18 protein-coding genes are annotated in these 21,383 nt (G+C 39.0%); 15 read left to right on the top strand and 3 right to left on the bottom strand.

Annotated elements, in window-relative coordinates:
• Positions 1 to 4: 4 nt before the first annotated feature.
• From V7138_RS02310 to V7138_RS02265, 10 genes are all read left to right on the top strand, one after another.
• Positions 5 to 1,489, top strand: coding sequence for an aldehyde dehydrogenase family protein (locus tag V7138_RS02310; RefSeq protein WP_335393886.1), 1,485 nt, complete (start codon positions 5 to 7; stop codon positions 1,487 to 1,489).
• Positions 1,490 to 1,532: 43 nt separating this feature from the next.
• Positions 1,533 to 2,327, top strand: coding sequence for an enoyl-CoA hydratase/isomerase family protein (locus V7138_RS02305; RefSeq protein WP_335393884.1), 795 nt, complete (start codon positions 1,533 to 1,535; stop codon positions 2,325 to 2,327).
• A 159-nt stretch (positions 2,328 to 2,486) separates the two neighbouring features.
• Positions 2,487 to 4,061, top strand: coding sequence for a benzoate-CoA ligase family protein (locus V7138_RS02300; protein WP_335393882.1), 1,575 nt, complete (start codon positions 2,487 to 2,489; stop codon positions 4,059 to 4,061).
• 385 nt (positions 4,062 to 4,446) lie between these two features.
• Positions 4,447 to 5,685 carry an ABC transporter substrate-binding protein gene (locus tag V7138_RS02295; RefSeq protein ID WP_335393880.1) on the top strand — a complete coding sequence of 413 codons (1,239 nt, stop codon included), beginning with the start codon at positions 4,447 to 4,449 and terminating at the stop codon, positions 5,683 to 5,685.
• A gap of 71 nt (positions 5,686 to 5,756) precedes the next feature.
• Positions 5,757 to 6,620, top strand: a complete 864-nt coding sequence (locus V7138_RS02290) for a branched-chain amino acid ABC transporter permease (RefSeq protein WP_335393878.1) — start codon at positions 5,757 to 5,759, stop codon at positions 6,618 to 6,620.
• Positions 6,621 to 7,634 (top strand): branched-chain amino acid ABC transporter permease, encoded by a 1,014-nt coding sequence (locus V7138_RS02285; protein WP_335393876.1) that lies wholly within the window; start codon positions 6,621 to 6,623, stop codon positions 7,632 to 7,634.
• Positions 7,635 to 7,645: 11 nt separating this feature from the next.
• On the top strand, positions 7,646 to 8,410 hold the full coding sequence (locus V7138_RS02280; protein ID WP_335393874.1) for an ABC transporter ATP-binding protein: 765 nt from the start codon (positions 7,646 to 7,648) through the stop codon (positions 8,408 to 8,410).
• Positions 8,403 to 9,101: an ABC transporter ATP-binding protein gene (locus V7138_RS02275; protein WP_335393872.1), complete on the top strand. Its 699-nt coding sequence runs from the start codon at positions 8,403 to 8,405 to the stop codon at positions 9,099 to 9,101. The genes V7138_RS02280 and V7138_RS02275 overlap by 8 nt, the downstream gene beginning before the upstream one ends.
• A 387-nt stretch (positions 9,102 to 9,488) precedes the next feature.
• Positions 9,489 to 10,418 carry a glutaminase A gene (gene glsA / locus V7138_RS02270; RefSeq protein ID WP_335393870.1) on the top strand — a complete coding sequence of 310 codons (930 nt, stop codon included), beginning with the start codon at positions 9,489 to 9,491 and terminating at the stop codon, positions 10,416 to 10,418.
• Between the two features lie 119 nt (positions 10,419 to 10,537).
• Positions 10,538 to 12,037, top strand: a complete 1,500-nt coding sequence (locus V7138_RS02265) for a DHA2 family efflux MFS transporter permease subunit (protein ID WP_335393868.1) — start codon at positions 10,538 to 10,540, stop codon at positions 12,035 to 12,037.
• A gap of 36 nt (positions 12,038 to 12,073) precedes the next feature.
• Here V7138_RS02265 and V7138_RS02260 read toward each other — a convergent pair whose 3' ends face one another.
• Both V7138_RS02260 and V7138_RS02255 read right to left on the bottom strand, forming a co-directional pair.
• Positions 12,074 to 12,826: a sensor histidine kinase gene (locus V7138_RS02260; protein ID WP_335393866.1), complete on the bottom strand. Its 753-nt coding sequence runs from the start codon at positions 12,824 to 12,826 to the stop codon at positions 12,074 to 12,076.
• A gap of 18 nt (positions 12,827 to 12,844) precedes the next feature.
• Positions 12,845 to 13,543 (bottom strand): LytR/AlgR family response regulator transcription factor, encoded by a 699-nt coding sequence (locus tag V7138_RS02255; protein ID WP_335393864.1) that lies wholly within the window; start codon positions 13,541 to 13,543, stop codon positions 12,845 to 12,847.
• A gap of 181 nt (positions 13,544 to 13,724) precedes the next feature.
• On the opposite strand from V7138_RS02255, the gene V7138_RS02250 reads away from it, so the two are divergent.
• On the top strand, positions 13,725 to 14,477 hold the full coding sequence (locus V7138_RS02250) for an ABC transporter ATP-binding protein (RefSeq protein ID WP_335393862.1): 753 nt from the start codon (positions 13,725 to 13,727) through the stop codon (positions 14,475 to 14,477).
• The gene (locus V7138_RS02245) at positions 14,467 to 15,624 is read left to right on the top strand and encodes an ABC transporter permease (protein WP_335393859.1); all 1,158 of its coding nucleotides are present in this window, start codon (positions 14,467 to 14,469) and stop codon (positions 15,622 to 15,624) included. Before V7138_RS02250 ends, V7138_RS02245 begins: the two co-directional genes overlap by 11 nt.
• 41 nt (positions 15,625 to 15,665) lie before the next feature.
• Here V7138_RS02245 and V7138_RS02240 read toward each other — a convergent pair whose 3' ends face one another.
• Positions 15,666 to 16,007, bottom strand: coding sequence for a cupin domain-containing protein (locus V7138_RS02240; RefSeq protein WP_335393857.1), 342 nt, complete (start codon positions 16,005 to 16,007; stop codon positions 15,666 to 15,668).
• Between the two features lie 193 nt (positions 16,008 to 16,200).
• On the opposite strand from V7138_RS02240, the gene V7138_RS02235 reads away from it, so the two are divergent.
• The 3 genes from V7138_RS02235 (at position 16,201) to V7138_RS02225 (ending at position 21,265) form a co-directional block, all read left to right on the top strand.
• Positions 16,201 to 18,183: an LTA synthase family protein gene (locus tag V7138_RS02235; RefSeq protein ID WP_335393855.1), complete on the top strand. Its 1,983-nt coding sequence runs from the start codon at positions 16,201 to 16,203 to the stop codon at positions 18,181 to 18,183.
• Positions 18,184 to 18,397: 214 nt separating this feature from the next.
• The gene (locus V7138_RS02230; RefSeq protein ID WP_335394029.1) at positions 18,398 to 19,840 is read left to right on the top strand and encodes an alanine/glycine:cation symporter family protein; all 1,443 of its coding nucleotides are present in this window, start codon (positions 18,398 to 18,400) and stop codon (positions 19,838 to 19,840) included.
• A gap of 258 nt (positions 19,841 to 20,098) precedes the next feature.
• Entirely contained in the window at positions 20,099 to 21,265 is a 1,167-nt protein-coding gene (locus tag V7138_RS02225) for a TraB/GumN family protein (protein WP_335393852.1), read from the top strand.
• Positions 21,266 to 21,383 lie beyond the last annotated feature (118 nt).

The following is a 21,383-nucleotide window of genomic DNA, read 5'->3' as shown; positions in this document are numbered from 1 at the left end:
ATCTATGGTGCAATTAAAAGAGACGTACCAACTATTGATTAACGGAGAATATTCAAATAGCAGCAATCACGAATTTTTTGAAACCTATAACCCAGCAACTGGAGAAGTTCTAGCAAGGGTTGCCAAGGCTACAAAGGAAGATGTCGATCGTGCGGTTGACGCTGCGAGAAACGCATTTGACAATGGAAAATGGCCCAAAATGCCTCAAGCAAGAAGAGCAAGAGTTCTGAATAAAATTGCGGAAATCATGCGTGAGCGTTTCAATGACCTTGTCGAGGCAGAGGTATTAAATAGTGGAAAAACGGTAGCTGCGGCAAAAGGACAAATTGGTCAGGCAATTGAAGACTTTGAGTTTTACGCGGGAGCCATCACAACCTTTGGTGGGCGTACAAACCCAGTTCCAAATGGATTTTTTAACTACACTGTAAAAGAGCCGGTTGGGGTTTGCGCCCAAATCATTCCATGGAATTACCCATTAATGATGGCTGCTTGGAAGGTGGCACCTGCCATTGCAGCAGGATGTCCGGTCATCCTTAAGCCTGCATCACATACACCCATTACCGCTTATATGCTGGCAGATATCTGTCATGAGGCAGGAGTTCCAGCAGGTGTAGTGAATGTCATTACAGGCAGTGGTTCTGTTATTGGTCCATACTTAACGACACATCCTGGTGTTGATAAGGTTGCCTTTACAGGGGAGACGGAAACAGGAAAGGATATTATGGCGAAGGCTTCAACAACTTTAAAGCGGGTTACATTAGAGCTTGGAGGAAAATCTCCTAATATTGTCTTTGATGACGCAGATATTGAGGGTGCCGTTGTGGGTTCTATCTATGGAATCTTTTATAACACAGGTCAATCCTGTGAAGCTCGTTCAAGGTTATTTGTGCATGAAAACATCTACGATGAGTTTGTCGAAAAGTTTATTGAGAAAGCGAAACAGCTGAAGGTTGGCGACCCGTTTAATAAGGAAACTCATATGGGGGCTCTGATTTCGAAGGATCATGAAGAAGTTGTTGATGGCTATGTAAAGTTAGCCATTGAAGAGGGTGGCGAAATTCTTTATGGAGGAAAAAGACCAGAAGGTAGCGAATTTGATAAAGGGTATTGGTATATGCCAACCGTAATCGGAAATGTCACCAATGATATGAGAATTGCTCAGGAAGAAGTCTTTGGTCCAGTCGTCGTCATCATGAAATTCAAAGATGAAGACGAAGTACTGAAACAATCCAATGATTCTATTTTTGGACTTGGTTCTGCCATTTGGACGAAGGATCACGGAAGGGCACACCGAGTTGCGGAAGGACTTCGTGCTGGAATCGTAATGATTAACTGTCCAATCTCAGCCTTCCCTGGAACACCATTTGGTGGCTACAAGCAATCAGGATTTGGAAGAGAGTTAAGTGTCGAAACACTTGATCTTTATTCAGAAACAAAGAGTGTTGTCTCGTATAATGGAGAACGTCTATTAAATATTTTCAGAATATAGCATGTATAAACAATTTTCAATAAATAAATGGAGGAATGTAAAAATGTCAATTAATGTAGAAACGAAAACACTTACTGTAAAAAAAGCCGATGGTATTGCTGAAGTTCATATTCACGTAAACAAAACAAATTCTTACGATCTTGACTATTACAAAGAATTAAATGCAGCAATTGATGATATTCGTTTTGACAATGATATTAAAGTAGTTGTCTTAATGAGTGACATGCCGAAGTTTTTCTCAGCAGGAGCAAATATCAATTTCCTAAAATCAGCAGAGCCACGTTTTAAAACACAATTCTGTCTGTTCTGTAACGAAACATTGGATAAAATTGCTCGTTCTCCACAAATCTGGATTGCTTGCTTAGAGGGGCATACAGTTGGTGGTGGATTAGAAATGGCGCTTGCTTGTGACTTGCGATTCATGGGCGACCAAGCAGGAAAAATCGGACTTCCAGAAGTTTCTTTAGGCGTATTAGCAGGAACAGGTGGAACTCAACGTCTTGCTCGCCAAGTTGGGCATTCAAAAGCTCTTGATCTAAATATCACGGGTGAAACGTTATCACCACAAGAAGCATTAGCGATTAAGTTAGTAGATCGTGTATTCCCTCAAGAAGAAACACGAGCAAAGACTTTGGAATATGCACAGAAAATCGCCAACAGTGCTACTTATGCGACTTCAAACATTAAGCTTTCGATTATGAATGGTAAAGAAATGCCGCTTAACGTAGCAATTCGCTATGAAGGTGAGCTTCAAAATCTATTATTCCGTTCACAGGATGCTCAGGAAGGCTTAAGCGCATTTATCGAAAAGCGTGAGCCAAACTGGACTGGTAAGTAAATTAATCATCTTCATACATTATTACGGCTAATTTACACTATTGGTACAGTGCTTATATCATTATCATCTACGATAGACTCCGAAAAAAGGTGGAGGTATACATGTACCTCCACTATCTGAAATTTTTACTATCCCATAAGATAGGTAAGGAGGAAGAATGTGATAAAAGTAGCTTCGGATTTAAAAGGAATCGCAACGAAGTACAATGCTGCCGACAGATTTATTGAAGAAAATGTACGAAATGGACGAGGAGAAAAAGTAGCGATTTTAAGTGGAGACGAACAAGTCACTTATCAAGAGCTTCTTAATCGTGTTAACCAATTTGGAAACGCTCTCAAAGAGTTAGGTGTTCAAAATGAAAACCGCATGTTAATGGTAATGCATGATACTGCTGAGAATATTGTATCCTTTTTCGGTGCGGTAAAAATTGGTGCTCTTCCAATCCCAACTAACACCATGTTACAGCCTCAAGATTATGAATATCTATTAAACCACAGTCGCTCAAAGGTGCTTGTCGTTCACGAGGATCTTTGGAGCAAAATCAAGGCAAATAGAGACCGATTTGTCTTTCTTCAACATGTTATAGTCGTCACAGAAAACACATCCGTAGATGCAAATGAAATTGATTTCCATGAACTTATCCATAATAAGTCAACACAGCTTGAGTCATTCATGTCAGTGAAGGATGATCCAGCATTTTGGTTATATAGTTCTGGGAGTACAGGAAATCCAAAAGGTGTTATTCACCACCAACGAAGCATGGAAGCCGCATATAACACGTATGGGAAAAAAGTTTTAGGAATAAATGAAAATGATATTACCTTTTCTGCTTCAAAGCTCTTCTTTGCATATGGGCTAGGAAACGGAATGTATTTTCCATTAGGAGCCGGAGGTACAACGGTTCTATTAAAAGATCGACCGACGCCTGATAAAGTGTATGAAACCATTGAAAAGACAAAACCAACGATCTTTTTTGGTGTTCCAACGCTTTATGGTAGTTTGATTAATTATGTAGAGCGAACTGGTAAAATTCCGGACCTATCATCTGTGAGAGTTTGTGTATCCGCTGGTGAGGCACTTCCTGATACATTCGTGAATAAATGGAAGCAACTTTTTAATCTTGATATTTTAGATGGCATTGGATTAACAGAGGCCTTACATATCTTTATTTCCAATCGGGCTGGAGATGTACGACCTGGCAGTACAGGGAAACCAGTCCCTGGCTATGAAGCGAAAATTGTAAATGACGAAGGCAATGAAGTCGGGCCAAATGAGGTTGGTGACTTAGTCATTAAAGGTGAGAGTCTGACTGGAGGATACTGGGCTAATATCGCTGAGAATCAGAAGAAGTTCCACGGTGAATGGATGTACACAGGCGATAAATATTATCGGGACGAACAGGGGTATTTTTGGTATTCAGGACGAACGGATGACATGCTTAAGGTCGGGGGAATATGGGTTTCACCTGTTGAAATAGAAGCAACCTTACTTAAGCACGAGTCCGTACTTGAGGTTGCGGTAATCGGTGTGAAGACAGAAGATAATCTAGATCTTCCAAAGGCTTGTATTGTTCTGAAGGAGGGTATTACCCCATCAGAGGAATTGAAAGCTGAACTAAAAAGCTATGTCAAATCAAATCTAGCACCGTATAAGTATCCTAGAATTATAGAGTTCATGGATGAGTTGCCAAAGACGGCTTCTGGTAAGATGCAGCGTTTTAAATTAAGACAATAATTAAATGTTTCATATACGGTGGAAAAATATACGTAATATATTAAAAAGGCAATGATCCCGTTCGAAATAAAGTAATCTGAATCGCCAAACAGAGCAATAATTGCTAAATATAACGATTGTTTTGAGGTCGCGTTGGAATGGAAGCCTGACGTTTGTCAGGCCTTTATTCCATCCCTCCTCCATTTTTTTTGCGCTAATTTCGGGAAAAATTTATTACGTTTTTTTTATGAAAGTTTAAAATATGTATTGAATATTCTAATAGTAATAACTATAATAATATTCAGAATATTAGAAAGTGAGGAAGGGGGTCCATCGTTAATTTTTAGTTTGCGTGATTTCCACCAAAGAGGGTCAAATGATGTTTTTAAAAAAAGGGAGGTTTACCATGAAACTAGTAAAGAGAAATTGGTTGATCATGTTGGCGTTTGTTCTATTACTTTCGGCATGTAGCTCAGGAGCAATTAGTACAACCAGTGATAATAATAAAAAAGAAGAAAGTGAGAAACCAACCACTACCGATTCTACAAGTGATGAACCAATTAAAATTGGTGCTTTATTACCAGCAACAGGTGTGTACGCATCACTTGGTGAAAATGTGAAGAATGGCATGGAACTCTATTTTGAGGAAATTGGCTGGGAAGTTGCCGGTAAGAAGATCGAAATAGTGCATGAAGACACAGAGGCAGACCCTCAAGTTTCATTACGTAAGCTTCGTAAATTAATGGAACAGGACAAAATTGATATTTTAACAGGTCCAATCAGTACTGCCGTTGCTTATGCAATTCGAGATGAAGTTGATAAGAACAAATTACCATTCCTTGTATCACATGCAGGTGGTAATGACTTAACAAGATCAAAGCGCAGTGATTATATCTGGCGTTCATCTTTCTCTTCCTACCAGATTGGGCATTCAATGGGGCAATGGGCCTATGACAATATTGGTGGAAAAATCTATTTAACAGCCGCTGACTATGCATTCGGTCATGAAGCTACAGCAGCATTTAAAGATGCATATACAGCAGCAGGTGGGGAAATTGTCGAGGAAGTATTTGCTCCACTAGGGAATAACGACTTCTCTTCGTATCTAGCAAAAATGAATCGTGATGACATTGATGGAATATACGCATTTTTTGCTGGGACAGATGCAATCCGCTTTGTTCAACAGTATGAGCAATATGGATTAAAAGGTAAAATTCCTTTAATTGGTTCTGGATGGCTTACAGCTGAGGATACCCGTCCGCAGCAAGGCACAGCCCCTGAAGGAATTATCGCATCGATCTTCTGGGATTATAGCTTAGATACTCCTGAAAATAAGAAGTTCGTTGAAGCGTATGAAGCAAAGTACAATGCTAGACCAAGTATTGAATCTGCTGAAGGCTATGATGCAGCAGCAATCATGGCAAAGGCTATTGAGGCATTAAATGGAGATGTTTCAGACCCTGATAAGCTAGTTGAGGAAATCTCAAAGGTTGAGCTTAATAGTCCAAGAGGTCCAATCAAGTTTGACCAAGAAACACATCAAATTATTCAAAACCTATATATCGTTGAAACGTATCTAGACGGTGACAAGACAGAAAATAAAGTAATTGATACAGTACCAGAAGTTGTAGACCCAGGAAAATAGGTAAATACGAATGATGAAAGAGGCAAGTTTCATTTGTTGCCTCTTTCTTTCAACTCATAGGGGGAGGTAATATGGATACATTCGTTTTGCAATTGATGAACGCACTTAGCTACGGGTTTCTCCTTTTCATTATTACATGTGGGATTAGTCTCGTTTTCGGTATTTTAGGGGTATTAAACTTAGCACATGGTTCCTTATATTTATTAGGATCGTATATTGGATATTCAATTGTGGTGAAATCAGGGCTGCCATTTTGGGTTGCTCTCTTAGTTGTGCCTTTTATCATTGCCATCATTGGATTGATTCTAGAGGTGGTGCTACTTCGACCTACCTATAAGCTAGGTCATCTCTCGCAGGTATTGTTAACCTTTGGTCTTGCTTACATCTTCCATGACCTTTTCTCCATTATATGGGGTAAAAATATTATGACCGTCACACCCCCAACTTTTCTGAGCCAATCTGTTGAAGTGATGGGGAATATGATTCCGTCTTATCGACTCGCCTTAATTCTAGTAGGAATCATCATTGCATTTGTTCTTTGGTATACACAGGAAAAAACAAAATGGGGTGCAGTAATCCGGGCAGGATTATCAGATAAAGAGATGGTTGGTGGACTAGGCGTTAATATTCATCTTGTCTTTACACTCGTCTTTTTCTTTGGAAGCTTTTTGGCTGGGATTGGAGGCGTACTTGGTTCACCGATACTTGGGGTCGCCCCGGGAATGGAGTTTAATATTCTAATTTTATCGCTCGTCGTCCTAGTTGTAGGAGGACTTGGATCTGTATCGGGGACGATTGCAGCGAGTCTATTAGTAGGGATGGTTGAAACATTTAGTCGTTTCTATGTACCCGAATTAAGTTTAATCATTACGTTTGCATTAATGGCTGCAGTATTAATTATCCGTCCGCAAGGATTGATAGGAAGGAGGGCATAAATGGGCAAACAGTGGATCAAAGGGAGTTTATTATTTATATTGATGGTCGCTGCTCCATTTTTCGTTTCTCTCTATTACGTAAACATTTTTACGGAAATTTTAATTTTTGGGATATTCGCGATTAGCCTTAATATCCTAGTCGGTCAAACTGGGTTGGTCTCACTAGGGCATGCCGCTTTTTTCGGTGCTGGTGCTTATGCAACAGGACTTGCAGCTAGTCACCTGTCTACAAATGTGTTTCTCACTCTTGTAATAGGAATGGTAATCGCGTTCCTACTAGCCATATTGATTGGCTTTGTGTCTACGAAAGCCCACGGCTTTTACTTTTTAATGCTAACACTTGCTTGTTCACAAATGGTGTATTCGGTTATCTACCAATGGACGGATGTAACAGGCGGATCAAATGGGTTATCAGGAATTCCTGCTCCAAGTGTATTTGGTGACTTTTTCCTATCTAATCAAGTGTTTATCTACTATTTTACTTTGGTCGTTTTTACGATCGTCGTTATTGTCATTAACCGACTTCTTCATTCCCCGCTAGGATATGTCTTTATTGGAATCAAAGAGAATGAAGATCGAATGAAGTCAATTGGATATAACACAACCTTTTATAAAAACATTAGCTTTTTGATTGCCGGTACTTTAGGTGGATTAGCGGGGGGGCTATATGTATTCTTCAACGGCTTCGTTGCTCCAACAGATGTGTACTGGACAGTATCAGGATCGGTATTAATCATGGTATTAGTCGGAGGTTCTGGTACGCTTTGGGGCCCTGTAATTGGAGCGGCATTTATTGTGATATTGGAGACAATTATTAGCTCTTATACCGAAAGCTGGATGATGATCATTGGTACAGCCTTCATTCTTTTTACAATCTTTGCTCCAACAGGCATTGCAGGGCTGTTCTCGAAGTTATCGCAAAGCTTGTTTAAAACAAAGCCTCAACCAGTAAAAGAAGAATATATAGAGAGCGCGATTGAACCGATTAAACAACAATCAAAAATCAACGGATAGGGGGTGCTGTGATGACGACAATTCTTTCGATTCAACATTTATCAAAGCATTTTGGTGGGTTAAAGGTAATTGAAGATATTACATTAGAGGTATCTGTTGGCGAACGTGTTGGATTAATAGGGCCAAATGGTGCCGGGAAAACAACCTTTTTTAATATGATTGCTGGAGACTTGAACCCTAGTGGGGGGACAATTACGTATTATGACCAGGATATTACGAAGGTTCCTAATTATAAACGAACGGAGAATGGAATCGTTCGGACCTTCCAAAAAAACAATCTGATGTTTGGGTTAACGGTAAAGGAGAATGTCCTTCTCGTCTTACAAAAAATGAGGAAAGAACATACCCATTGGTGGAAGAGTGTCAGTCTTAAAAACTACCGTGCCCTGCATGAAGAAACAGATGCACTTTTACAAGAATGGAACCTTGAACAATATAGTGATATGAAGGTACAAGAGCTCTCCTATGGGGTTCAAAGACAAATTGAGATTGTCATGGCGATTGCCGGAAAACCAAAACTTCTCCTTTTAGATGAGCCAACTGCAGGTATGTCTCAGGTTGAAACCGACCAAATTATTGCTCTGATTAATAAGCTTCCAAAAGAAGTAACCATCTGTATGATTGAACATGATATTGACGTGTTATTCGGCAACATGGACAGAGTGATTGTCCTTCACACTGGAAAACTAATTGCCGACGGCACACCAGAAGCGGTTCGTGAAAATGAAGAGGTTAAGGAAATTTACCTAGGCAGGGAGGAGGCTGCACATGCTTAAGCTAAAAGATGTTAATAGCTTCTACGGATCCAGTCATATTCTTCATGGTGTAAATCTTGAGGTGAAGGAAGGACAGGTTGTAACCTTGCTAGGAAGAAATGGCATGGGGAAAACAACGACGATGCATTCCATTATTGGTTTTGTAAAGAAAGTACAGGGGGAAATCCTCTTTGAGGGCCAAAATATGGCCTCCCTTCAAAGTCACCAAATTGCAAAAAAGGGAATTGGAATTGTCCCACAGGGAAGAAGAATCTTCCCGAATCTAACGGTGACAGAGAATCTTAATGTTTTCGCCAATTCGAAAAAAGGCGATTGGAATCTGGAGAAAATCTATCACTATTTTCCACGGTTAAAGGAACGTGAAAAGTCACATGCAGGAACCCTTAGTGGTGGAGAACAGTCAATGCTATCCATTGGTCGAGCATTGATGAGAAATCCGAAAATCCTTCTACTTGATGAGCCGACAGAGGGACTATCCCCATTAATGGTTGGAGAAGTAATGGATGTTCTTTTAAAATTAAAAGAGTCCGGAATGTCGATGTTATTAGTTGAACAAAATATCTCAACCGCATTACGGATCGCAGATGATGTGTACATTTTAAGTAAAGGTAAGGTCGTCTACCACGACAATCCCGGAGAACTAAAAAACAATATGGATATTGCCTATCAGCATCTAGCGCTGAGCAGTTAACAGTGGCCCTTCCCATTCCTGGGGATGGGCTATTTTATTTCTGAAAAATAAACGGGAGAGTATATGATTGGCCAGTATCGTCCCCTCGTTTGTTTGGAAGTAGAGGAGTGAAGCTATGATTAGGCGGTAATTGTACCATCATCCCGTTGAAATTAGACGAGTGAAGGTACGATTAGGCGGTAATTGTACCATTATCCCGTTGAAGGTAGAAGAGTGAAGGTATAATTAGACAATAATCGTCCCTTCATAAGATTGAATGTAGAAATATGATGGTACGATTCCACTACTTTTCTGAATCGAATCCATATTTTTTCTCCTTCCAACACGATATAAAACATTTATAAATAGTAAATTTCCCTTTAGTAAATACTACAATTGGTGATGAATATGCCTTGTCAATCAAGCGATGAGTTAAAAGAATTGGTAAAAGAAGCGCGTCCAATTGCGAAACAGGGACGTGTAGCAGACTATATACCTGCACTTGGAAAAGCGAACCCCAACGACCTTTCGATTGCGATCAACTATCCTGATGGGCGCTGCTATTCTGCAGGGGACATTGAAAGGAAAATCTCCTTGCAAAGTATCTCAAAAGTCATTACGCTTGCCCTCGTCCTAATGGACAGAAGTAAAGAGTATGTCTTTGAGCGAGTTGGAATGGAACCTACTGGAGACCCGTTTAATTCGATTGCAAAGTTAGAATCGATGGCGCCATCCAAGCCATTGAACCCGATGATTAATGCGGGGGCACTTGCTGTAACCCATATGATAAAAGGAAATTCAGTCGAAGACAGGTTTCAAAGACTACTAACCTTTATTCGAGAATTAGCGGGTAATGACACCATTCAATATAATGAAGAAATTGCACGCTCTGAATTTGAAACAGCAGATCTCAATCGAGCCTTATGCTACTTCTTAAAGCAACATCAGATCATCGAAGGGGATGTTGAGGAGTTAATGGATCTTTATACAAAGCAATGTTCAATTGAAATGAATTGCCTTGATTTATCAAGGATTGGACTCGTTTTTGCATTAGACGGAATGGATCCACAAACAGGAAAACAAATCATGCCCATGAAAATAGCACGCATTTGTAAAACCTTCATGGTGACATGCGGTATGTACAATGCCTCTGGAGAGTTTGCGATAAAAATTGGCATCCCCGCCAAAAGTGGGGTATCCGGGGGCATCATGGGAGCTGTACCAGGCAAATTTGGAATCGGAATATTTGGTCCAGCCCTTGATGAGAAAGGAAATAGTATCGCAGGAATAAGACTACTGGAGCTACTGTCGAGAACATATAACCTTAGTATGTTTTAAAAAATCAACTGAAAACATAATTTCATTGCAATCTAAAGAACCATGATATAATATAGCTTATGCCTACATAAAACGGTTGGTATAAAAAATGAACTGTGCGTCCAAAAGGGGGAATAGGAATGGATTTTTCCGACAAACATATCCGCCCTAATTACGGTATTCTTACCGTCTTAATGGTGGGAGCCTTTATTTCATTTTTAAATAATACTTTACTTAATATTGCGTTGCCTTCCATTATGACAGAATTAAAGGTTGATCCTTCAACCGTACAATGGTTGACGACGGGCTTCATGCTAGTCAATGGAATCCTAATTCCGACGACGGCATTTTTGATTGAAAAATATACGGTTCGCCGCTTATTCTTAGTGGCCATGGGATTGTTTACAATCGGTACAATTCTCTCCGGTACGGCTCATGTTTTTTCAATCCTGCTAGCGGGTCGTATGATTCAAGCATCTGGGTCCGCGATCATGATGCCTCTTTTGATGAACGTAATGTTAGTAAGTTTCCCAGTTGAAAAAAGGGGAACTGCGATGGGGGTATTCGGACTAATCCTAATGTTCGCACCAGCCATCGGTCCAACTTTATCAGGCTGGATTATAGAACATTATGACTGGAGAATGCTATTCCATTTCATAACACCAATTGCTGCAGTCGTATTTATTCTTGGATTTATCATGCTGAAGGATAAGAAGGAAAAAATATCGCTCAGACTAGACTTTTTCTCATTGGTTTTATCAAGTATAGGATTTGGTGGCTTATTATATGGTTTCAGTTCTGCAGGTAACATGGGATGGGGCAGTCCATTTGTTTACGGAACCATTATCATTGGAATCATCTCATTAACTTGGTTTATTATCCGTCAATCAAAGTTGGATATTCCAATGCTAAATTTTGGTGTTTACCGTTACCCTATGTTTACACTAGCATCGGTGATTACGATGGTTGTCAACATGGCGATGTTTTCCGGTTTTTTACTTTTGCCGATTTATGCGCAAACCATTTTAGGGATTTCACCTATGGAGACAGGACTTATGCTTCTGCCAGGAGCAATCTTAAATGCAATCATGTCACCTATTAATGGAAGATTATTTGATAAATTTGGTGGCCGTATTTTGGCCATGATTGGATTGTCCATTACAACAGTGACAACCTATCTGTTTAGCCAACTAACATTTGAAACTACTTATATGTATCTAGTCGTTTTACATGCGGTGAGAATGTTTGGAATGTCCATGGTCTTTATGCCAGTTTCAACAAATGGTTTGAACCAACTGCCGCGTAATCTTTACCCGCATGGTACGGCAGTGAACAATACGTTGAACCAGGTTTCGGCAGCGATTGGAACAGGATTTTTAATTACGCTCATGTCACTTAAAGAAGAATCATCTATAGCAAATCTAATGAAGAATTTTCAAGGTCAACCAACTCAAGCACAAATGGCTGAAATTCAATTAACAGGCATGCTTGATGGAATTAATTTCACATTTTTCGTGTCAACCTTCCTCATTTTCGTTGCTCTAATCCTTGCCTTCTTTATCAAACGTGCAAAACAGGAAGAGGATATTACAGGAAAAAGTAAATCAAGAAACGTTAAACCTGAATTAGCAAAGAATTAAAAAAAAGGAGAGATCCACTCAAATGGATTTCTCCTTTTACTTTCCTCTTATTGCAGGTATTTTAATTTTAATCGCAAATTCCTCGTCCTTATGTACGAAATCTAAAAAACCGTTTGCCTCCTTGACGACATCATGGATGAGCTTTGTACCAAGGCCCTCGTGACCTTCACCTTTCGTCGATTTTCCGTAGTTCACAAATAACTGATCAAGAATTTTCGCTGGAATGGGAAGAGAGTTATTTTTACATTGTAAAATATACAAACCACTTCGCTTATAAAATTGGACGGTTAGAAAGGCTTGTTTATGATGATTGTTTTGCCACTCCTCACAAGCATCGATGCTATTTGATAAGAGATTTCCGATAAGCGTAACGATTTGCTGGTCAGATAATGGCAGCGTAGAAAGCGGCACATCAAAATCATACACAACTTCAATATCAAGTGCTTTTGCTTTGCGATACATTTGATGAAGAATACCCGCCACCACGCCTCGTTCTCCTTTAATGGAAAGGTTTGTTTCCTTATATCCTTCAACCAACTCATCTAAATAGTGTTTGGCTTCCTTGTGTTTTTCAGTTTCAAGCATAAAATGAACTGCAGATACATGCTTTAAAAAGTCATGGCGTTCACTTCGAACAACACGAAACGTTTCATTAAATTGAGCGCGCTGCTCGTCAAAATGCTTCGTCTCTTCCATTAAGGTTTTTACTTTTTTTGAAAGAGTAAATCGTGATAAAAACAAATAAAGACATAAAACCGCTAATACCGTGATGATTCCCCAATATAGCATGATTCACGTTACGCCACCTTAAAAATAATATTGTTGTAAAAAGTCTACTTTTTCTTTTGTGATCATGGCTTGTTCTTCGATACCTTCGAACGTGACGATATACGAATTTTTCGCATAGAGCGAGAAGTTTTTTACATAATGAATATTGATGATAAACGACCTGTGTGACCGAATGAAGTCTCGTTCCCGCAATTCCCCCTCCAGTTCATTGAGGGTTTGGTAGGTTTTAATCGGTCCGGTTTTTGTATAAATGGTCGTCGAACGGCCTGAACGTTCGATAAAAATAATGTCCTTTTTCTGAAGAATATGTATTTCATTTTTTTGTTTTAAGTAAAGTCTTCCATGAATTTCAGCTGATTTTGTTTTTTCAAGCAAGCGCTCAATTGATTTTACTAACCGTTCCTTAGGGTAGGGCTTCATAATATAGTCATGCACATTCAGTTCAAAGGCATGGACGGCATAGCCGCTATTTCCTGTTACAAAAATCACGGAAATATTAAGCGCATGAGAGTGAATAATATCGGCAAGCTCATACCCCGATAAATTTGGCATCTCGATGTCAGCGATCAACAAATCAATTTCTTCTTTTTTTATTTGCTCATAGGCTTCCTCGGCAGATAAGGTAGAGAAGACAATCTCAACATCTGAAATACCACCCACAATTGCCTTTAACTTATCCAAATCAATCAAACGGTCATCTACAAGACCAACCTTCATATAACAATCGACCTCACAAAGGAATATCGAATTTCCAAATATAGTATCTTTCTATTTTACCATCTTTATAGGTGTAATTGCCCTTTTCGCGACAAAAAAAGGCATATTCGCGACATAACTAGAGATTTTCTAAAGGGGGATGGCTATGATAAAGACATAAGAACAAGACGAGGTGGAAAAAATGATCGAAATCAATGAAGTGACAAAAAGATTCAAAGATAAAAAGACTTCTATAACTGCATTAAAGCATGTGAGATTTACGGTGGAAAAAGGGCAAGTGGTTGGATTATTAGGGGAAAACGGGGCGGGAAAAACAACTCTCCTTCGTACCATTGCAACTCTATTAACTCCTACAGAAGGTAACGTAAAAGTAGCAGGGTATGATACACAGAAAAATCCAGAAGAGGTAAAAAAGAGAATCGGTGTTTTATTCGGTGGTGAAACCGGATTGTATGATCGGCTTACTGCTCGCGAGAATCTAGAATACTTTGCAACTCTTTATGGATTAAGCAAGCATGAAACAAAAGTAAGAATTGATGAATTAGCCAGGATGTTTGGTATGAGAGATTACCTGAATCGAAAGGTAGGAGGATTCTCTAAAGGAATGAGACAGAAGGTGGCGATTGCAAGAACGCTGATTCATAATCCAGAAATCATTCTTTTTGATGAACCAACGACAGGCTTAGATATTACCTCATCAAATGTGTTTAGACAGCTCGTTCACCAGCTGAAACGTGATGGAAAGACAATCATATTCTCAAGCCATATCATGGAAGAGGTTTCCATGCTTTGTGATTCCGTTGCCATGATGCATAAGGGTGAGCTTGTCTATAATGGGGATTTAGAAGAACTTTATCACTCAGAAGGAAGCCAAGATTTGAACTATATATTCATGAGTAAACTAGTGAGGGGGAACAAAACATATGCTTCGTAAAATATATATTAAGGAATTAAAAGATTGCTTTAGAGATCGTCGGACACTCATACTTACTGTCTTATTACCGATTATTATGATGTCCGGAATGACGTTTTTCTATGAAAATATGATTTCAGATGGGGAAGGCGAAACGTATCAGCTTGCAATCGAAGAGTCTTCCATGAATGAAGCAGAACGAATCTTTTCAGGAGTAGAGAATGTAGACCTTATCAAATCTTCCAATCTGGAACAATCCATTCAAGACGGGGATGCACAGGGCGGATTACAATTCACACCAAACTTCATTGAGGCTACTCAAAATGGGGAAGAAGCTTCAGTTACGCTGATTGGGGATTCATTTAGTCAAAAGTCTACTCAATTAAATGCGATTATCATGAGTGCTTTAGCGGTTTTTGAAAAAACAGTTGTTGCTGAGAATCTTCAGGAAGACGGAGTGAATCCATCTGTTATGCAGCCATTTGCAATTGAACAAATTGAGCTGACAAATGAGGATCCAAATGTGGAAATGCTTGCATTTTTAATTCCCTTAATCTTATCAATTGCAATTGGGGTTGGGTCTGGACCTTCTGCAGCAGACTTATTTGCAGGGGAAAAAGAGAAGAAAACCATGGAAGCTCTCTTAATGACACCAGTTAAAAGATCGACCTTGCTATTCGCAAAATGGTTAACGATTGCCACAATTGGGTCAGTGATAGGCATTATTACATTAGGTGTCGTTGCATTGGAGATTAGTTTGTTAACTGAAAATCTTAAAAATGCTGTTTCATTTGGAGATAACGCTTATTTAATCATCGGAATCGGGATTTTACTTTCAATTATCTATGCTGCATTCACGGCATCATTAATCATGATTACAAGCATTGCCGCGAAGACGATTAAGGAAGCAGGAAGTTATAGTAGTCCAGTTATGATGATTGCGATGTTCCCTGCAATGATGATAGTAGGGGTTGGAGTCAATGAACTTACAACGTATCATTTTGCTGTGCCAATAATGAATTTGTTTACTTTATTAAAAGAATTGATGTTCGGAATTATTAACTATGAACATATTTTACTTGCATTTGGTAGCAACATCGCTTGTATGATCATTTTCTTTGTGATTGGCAGAATTATGTTTATGAAAGATAAATGGGTAATGAACTAACGAAAAAAAGGCCAACCGATTAGGTGTTGGCCGTTTTTTAATTATACGTCTTGTGCATAACGGTCATCTGGAATTTTAGTAAGTGTAACATACAGACTCACATTCTCAGAGCCATCATTGAGGAAACTCAGACTCTCTTCACCATTAACCACAATCACATCGTTCTTTTTTACTTTTACTTCTTGCTCATCAACTGTAAAGGTACCTTCGCCTGTAAGAACATGAAGATAGACATTTGAGCCAGGGTGTTTATGGGCAGGCAGTATTTGGTTTGGCATAAAGTTTAACACGAAGACCGTGCTGCCACCTTCTTTAAAAATGATACGCTTCGTAAGTCTTTCCTCATTATATTCAATAAAATTATCGAGCATTTCCTTTTTCATGTGAATCGCTCCCTTAATATGTTTTCTTCATCTATCTATACCCATTATAAGATAGGAATAAAAACCATACCGTGATTTAAATCATTATTTGCAAAAAATGAATAAACCACACCTAAGTTGTAAGAAGTTTCAGTATAATAGTAGTATTACGACCAAAGTAGTATGTGCTTACCTTGTGGGAAAGGGTGTTTTAATGAAGGAAATAATGAAGAAAGAGTCATTATTATTTTACTTTTTTGGGTCATTTCTCTTTATGGAAACGACTTTCAGGATTATTACTACTGAAGTTTTATTTACCATTGATTATGTAAGGTCCATCATTTTCCTGCTTGCCTTATGTCTGTTCCTTTTTCTCATTTGCAGTTTTTTCAATGGTGCAGTTAATTTTCTTATTGCCCTTTTGTTTTTGGGAATGTCCTCATTAATTTATGCATCCCAGATTATTTACTATAAATTTTTTAAAACGTATTATATTATTTACTCACTTGGAAATGCAGGTCAAATCATGGAATTCAGACGGGATATATTAAATGTGATTATTGACAACGTTGTATTTATTATTTTATTTTTTCTTCCCGTTATTGGTTTAGTCTTCTATAAAAAGAAGCGGATTTCATTTGTGAAAATCGGGTGGTTGAATCGAATAATAGTTGTTTGCTGCATCATTCTCTTCCAATTTACGGGAATCGCAACCATCTATGCAGGCGGGAAGGAAACCCATTCAGCATATGACTTATATTACAATAGCAATCTTCCGGTACTTTCGGTTGAGCGATTTGGTATTCTTACAGCGATGAGAATTGATCTTCAACGACTGCTTGTTGGATGGTCTCCTGAACTGGAGATACCAAATCCGTCTAATCCAATTACCAGTCATAAGCCTATTCCACAAAGGAAGCCGATTGTAAAAATACCGCCCGAAAAAGTAGAAACAAAGCCCATAGAATATAACAAACTAGAAATAGACTTTGATGAATTAATTGCAAACGAAGCAGATGAGGAAATCCTAAATATGAATCGTTATTTTGCTTCGGTAGAACCCACTAAGAAAAATGAGTACACCGGCAAATACAAGGGATATAACCTTATCCTGATTACGGCTGAAGGTTTTTCGCCATATGCTGTTCAAAGGGATGTAACACCAACTCTTTATAAACTCGTCCATGAAGGCTTTCGATTTACAAATTTTTATACACCGATATGGGGCGTAAGCACGTCAGACGGGGAATATGTGGCATTAAATAGTTTAATTCCGAAAAGTAGGGTTTGGAGCTTTCGAGATTCGGGAAGTAATCTCTTACCGTTTGTCATGGGAAACCAATTGAAGAAACAAGGATACAAAACTACCGCATACCACAACCATACCTATACATATTATGGTAGGCACATTTCACATCCAAACATGGGGTATGATTATTATGGTCTGGGAAATGGATTGGATGTAAAAGAAACCTGGCCAGAATCAGACCTTGAGATGATTGAAAAAACAATTCCAAATTATATAGATAAAGAACCCTTTCATTCGTACTACATGACGGTTAGTGGACATATGCAATATACATTTACGGGGAATTTTATCGCACATAAAAATAAACAGCTAGTTGATGACCTTCCATACTCGGAACAGGCTAAGGCGTATTTGGCAACACAAATTGAGTTAGACCGGGCATTGGAAACACTGATGGATGCACTTGAGGAAAAGGGGATTGCGGAACACACCCTGATTGCATTAAGTGCTGACCATTATCCATACGGGCTTGAGAAGGAAACAATTGATGAACTTGCTGGTCATATAGTTGAGGAAAATTTTGAACTCTATAAAAATGCCTTTGTCCTTTATACAAAAGGAATGGAAAAAGTTGTCGTTGAAAAACCTGCATCTAGTCTGGATATTCTCCCAACACTTTCTAATTTGCTTGGGCTTGAATATGACTCGAGGTTATTAATGGGAAGAGATATCCTCTCAGATGCTGAGCCACTTGTCATCTTTCAAAATCAAAGCTTTATTACAGATAAAGGAAGATATAACTCAATCACCCATGAGTTTACATCAGATGAAGGAGTGGCTTTAGAAGAGGGGGATATCCGAAGTATACTTCGGCGTGTCCAAGAAAAGTTCTATTACTCTGAGAAGATATTAGAGTTAGACTATTATCGAAAGGTATTTCGGGATTGATAAAAGGTATTTAATGAGGAGCGATTTCCATATATTTAAATGGAGATCGTTTCTTTTTTAAATCGAATGAATGACTGTTATACAACAATAATATTGAGTTGTCTATATGAATGGACTATAATTCTTAATATACTAAATTTTCTAAAATCCAAAAGGAGGAATGTTTGTGCAGGCTTTTGCAGATTGGATTAATGGGATACTTTGGAGCCCGGTCATGATTTATGGAATGATTATTGTTGGACTTTTATTTTCAATCTTGACTCGCTTTTTACAAGTACGGCATATTAAGGACATGACTCTTCAAATGTTCAAAGGAAAAAGTTCAGAAGCTGGAGTTTCCTCGTTCCAGGCGCTGTCTATAGCACTCTCAGGGCGTGTGGGTACAGGGAATATTGCAGGTACAGCGACGGCAATCGCATTTGGTGGACCTGGAGCCGTTTTTTGGATGTGGGCAATTGCTTTTATTGGAGCCGCCACATCTTTTATTGAGTCAACATTAGCTCAAATTTATAAAGAGAAGCAGGATGGACAATACCGAGGGGGACCAGCATACTACATAGAAAAAGGAATCGGCTGGAAATGGTATGGTGTTTTATTTGCTTTAGCCACTATTTTGGCAATGGCATTCCTTATGCCTGGTATCCAATCAAACTCGATTGCAGTTGGATTAGATAATGCATTTGGGTTAAATAAATGGGTTACGGCGATTATTCTTATTTTATTAATTGGCAGTATTATTTTCGGTGGGGTAAAACGTATTGCGACAGTTGCACAGTATGTTGTCCCATTTATGGCTCTCGGTTATATCATCATGGCCATTATTATCATGATTATGAATATCTCGGAGCTGCCAGCTGTATTTGCTTTAATTTTTAAGAGTGCTTTTGGAGCAGAGCAAGCTTTTGGTGGAATTATAGGTCTGGCCGTTTCCTGGGGGGTAAAGCGCGGTATTTATTCAAACGAGGCTGGGCAAGGTACTGGTCCACATGCTGCTGCAGCGGCAGAGGTATCCCACCCTGCAAAGCAAGGTCTCGTTCAAGCAGCTTCGATTTATATTGATACCTTATTAGTTTGCTCCGCGACAGCATTTATGATTTTATTTACAGGCATGTACAATGTGGAAGCACCAGATAAAACCTTTATTGTAAACAATTTAGGTGAAACAGTTGAGGCAGGACCAGCTTATACTCAGGCGGCGGTTGAAACTGCACTGCCTGGATTTGGTGCAGGATTTACAGCAATTGCGTTATTCTTCTTTGCCTTCACGACGATTATGGCTTATTACTATATGGCTGAAACCAATATCGCCTATTTAATTAGAAAAAGGGACAATAGGGTAGCCATGTTTATCCTAAAAGTTGTGTTATTAGCATCCATGACTTACGGAACGGTAAATGAGGCAAAGCTTGCATGGGCATTCGGAGATATCGGGTTAGGATTAATGGTTTGGCTGAACGTTATTGCGATTCTTATTTTAGCAAAACCGGCATTGGTTACCTTGAAGGATTACGAACGGCAACGTAAGGCAGGACTCGATCCCGTCTTTAATCCAGAAAAGCTCGGAATTAAAAATGCAGATTACTGGGTGAATGATTATGTTCATGAGGATAACCCATCAGGTTCTCTCGTTAAAGATGATAAGTCATTCCCTGGATAAAAAGAAAGGGGCCGGAGCTATTAAAGCTTCGGTCCTTTTATTTTTTTGATTGGTAGATGCCGCTTAATCTGGAAGATCTTAATCATCTAATATCACCCGCATTTTCAATGAGCTACTCGTTTCGTATATCATTTACACATTAAATATACGTTTTCAACACTTTGATCGGTTTTATTTAATAAAAGAATTCAAATATATGCCATTGTAGTTTAATATTAAAGATATACACAAATTGAGCATGTATAAGGAAGGTCTACTATGTCTGAAGAAAATATTACGAGGATTGAATTAGATGGTAAGGAATTCATTTTAATCGGGACAGCACACGTTTCAAAGCACAGTGCTGAACAGGTTAAAGAAGTTATCCAAGCAGAGAAGCCAGATTCGGTTTGTATTGAGCTTGACGAACAAAGATACCAGGCGATGATTGAAGGCAACAAATGGAAGGAAATGGACATTTTTAAGGTCATTAAAGAGAAAAAGGCCACATTACTTCTCATGAACCTCGCAATTTCCTCCTTTCAGAAGCGAATGGCAAGCCAGTTCGGAATCAATGCCGGTCAAGAAATGCTTCAGGGAATCGAGTCAGCGAAAGAAGTCGGAGCTGAACTCGTTTTAGCAGACCGCAACATTCAAATAACGTTCTCCCGTATTTGGAATGCCGTAGGATTTAGCGGTAAAATGAAATTATTAATGTCGATTATATATAGTATTTTTAGCAACGAAACGATATCTGAGGAAGAGCTTGAAAAAATGAAATCCCAGGATATGCTGAATTCGATGCTGACTGAATTCTCAACAAGCTTTCCGAAACTAAAAACGCCTCTCATTGATGAGCGGGATCAGTATCTGGCACAAAAAATCAAACATGCTCCAGGAGAAAAAATTGTTGCTGTACTAGGAGCGGCGCATGTTCCAGGAATCAAGGAAGAAATCAAAAAAGAACATGATTTAAAGAAGCTTACTCAGCTTCCACCAAAATCAAAAGCACCAAAGATTTTCGGTTGGTCCATTCCGATTTTAATCGTGGCAATCATTGCCTATACCTTTATTTCTAATCCAGAAGCAGGTATGCAGCAAACCTTAAGCTTAATTTTATGGACGGGCTCATTTTCAGCGATTGGCGCAGCAATTGCTCTTGGTCATCCACTGACGATTATAACTGCTTTTTTTGCAGCACCAATCGGCGTCATGCATCCATTAATTGCCGCAGGCTGGATCGCTGGCTTTGTCCAGGCCTTTTTACGACGCCCAAGTGTGAAGGACTTCGAAACACTTTCAACCGATGTCTATAGTGTGAAAGGCTTCTGGCATAACAAAGTAACGCGCATCTTACTCATTATTGTTTTATGTAACCTCGGTACATCACTCGGCCTCTTTATTGGCGGCGCAGATGTCGTGAGATTGTTTATTAAGAATCTATAGGATCAAAAAAGGCCTGTCCAACTGGACAGGTCTTTCTGTATTTGGATAGGTCGGTAACGAGTTTCAAAGTTGGGTGATTCTGGACAGGTCGAGTAGGAATATCGCGAGTTGAGTCAAA

This window comes from Bacillus sp. JJ1533 (assembly GCF_036965045.1).
GTDB lineage: Bacteria > Bacillota > Bacilli > Bacillales > Bacillaceae_L > Ferdinandcohnia.
The sequence above is the reverse complement of the archived record's forward strand: the minus strand, read 5'-3'. Positions and strand labels throughout refer to the sequence as shown.

Coding starts and splice junctions, on each gene's coding strand:
- V7138_RS02310 (WP_335393886.1), top strand. CDS start 5: ATGGTGCAATTAAAAGAGACGTACCAACTATTGATTAACGGAGAATAT.
- V7138_RS02305 (WP_335393884.1), top strand. CDS start 1,533: ATGTCAATTAATGTAGAAACGAAAACACTTACTGTAAAAAAAGCCGAT.
- V7138_RS02295 (WP_335393880.1), top strand. CDS start 4,447: ATGAAACTAGTAAAGAGAAATTGGTTGATCATGTTGGCGTTTGTTCTA.
- V7138_RS02290 (WP_335393878.1), top strand. CDS start 5,757: ATGGATACATTCGTTTTGCAATTGATGAACGCACTTAGCTACGGGTTT.
- V7138_RS02285 (WP_335393876.1), top strand. CDS start 6,621: ATGGGCAAACAGTGGATCAAAGGGAGTTTATTATTTATATTGATGGTC.
- V7138_RS02280 (WP_335393874.1), top strand. CDS start 7,646: ATGACGACAATTCTTTCGATTCAACATTTATCAAAGCATTTTGGTGGG.
- V7138_RS02275 (WP_335393872.1), top strand. CDS start 8,403: ATGCTTAAGCTAAAAGATGTTAATAGCTTCTACGGATCCAGTCATATT.
- glsA (WP_335393870.1), top strand. CDS start 9,489: ATGCCTTGTCAATCAAGCGATGAGTTAAAAGAATTGGTAAAAGAAGCG.
- V7138_RS02265 (WP_335393868.1), top strand. CDS start 10,538: ATGGATTTTTCCGACAAACATATCCGCCCTAATTACGGTATTCTTACC.
- V7138_RS02260 (WP_335393866.1), bottom strand. CDS start 12,826: ATGCTATATTGGGGAATCATCACGGTATTAGCGGTTTTATGTCTTTAT.
- V7138_RS02255 (WP_335393864.1), bottom strand. CDS start 13,543: ATGAAGGTTGGTCTTGTAGATGACCGTTTGATTGATTTGGATAAGTTA.
- V7138_RS02250 (WP_335393862.1), top strand. CDS start 13,725: ATGATCGAAATCAATGAAGTGACAAAAAGATTCAAAGATAAAAAGACT.
- V7138_RS02245 (WP_335393859.1), top strand. CDS start 14,467: ATGCTTCGTAAAATATATATTAAGGAATTAAAAGATTGCTTTAGAGAT.
- V7138_RS02240 (WP_335393857.1), bottom strand. CDS start 16,007: ATGAAAAAGGAAATGCTCGATAATTTTATTGAATATAATGAGGAAAGA.
- V7138_RS02235 (WP_335393855.1), top strand. CDS start 16,201: ATGAAGGAAATAATGAAGAAAGAGTCATTATTATTTTACTTTTTTGGG.
- V7138_RS02230 (WP_335394029.1), top strand. CDS start 18,398: ATGATTTATGGAATGATTATTGTTGGACTTTTATTTTCAATCTTGACT.
- V7138_RS02225 (WP_335393852.1), top strand. CDS start 20,099: ATGTCTGAAGAAAATATTACGAGGATTGAATTAGATGGTAAGGAATTC.